The sequence below is a fragment of the Microbacterium sp. 18062 genome (assembly GCF_902706225.1).
Lineage (GTDB): Bacteria > Actinomycetota > Actinomycetes > Actinomycetales > Microbacteriaceae > Microbacterium.
The window spans coordinates 1-465 of record NZ_CACSKB010000294.1 but is presented as its reverse complement, the minus strand read 5'-3'; the positions used below and the strand labels follow the sequence as shown (position 1 = coordinate 465).

At 51.4% G+C, this 465-nt stretch carries 2 protein-coding genes; both read right to left on the bottom strand.

The features are described from left to right. The coding region (gene traL / locus GVL03_RS23510; protein ID WP_159502632.1) for a type IV conjugative transfer system protein TraL at positions 1–193 on the bottom strand (193 nt) is incomplete at its 3' end. After that, positions 193–465, bottom strand: a 273-nt coding sequence (locus GVL03_RS22440; protein ID WP_235038271.1) for a hypothetical protein, incomplete at its 5' end; no start/stop codon positions are given. The genes traL and GVL03_RS22440, both read right to left, overlap by 1 nt.

Here is a 465-nt window from a genome sequence, read left to right as displayed (position 1 = left end):
CTCCAGGCATATGGTTGTTTTTGAAGCGTCCGAACAGCTTCACGAACACAAAGGAAAGCACGATGCCCATCAACAGCTGGTCCCACATGTAGAGGACCATGAAAATCACGAGCGACGGAAAGAACTCGTCCACTTCCCAGAAGAAGAACTGCAGCTGATCATCCACATAATTCGGAATTGCGACTGGCTTCATTATTTACCCACCCTGACCATCACCACGGCATCAACGCCCTGGTCATATTTGTTACCACCGAGAACTACGTTGGACATGTTCATCCCACGCTCCTTAAGTCGCGAGGACAACGCTTTCCAAACACTCAGCATCGAGTTCACCGTCTCTTCCGACATTGCGGACCTGTTGAGGAACTCGACGTAGTAACGGGCCTTTGCGTCGGATCGAAATTTCTCCACACTCAGCTGCGCCTCAACGCTCAGCTCGCCTTCGGAGACAGGGAACTTGAAGAC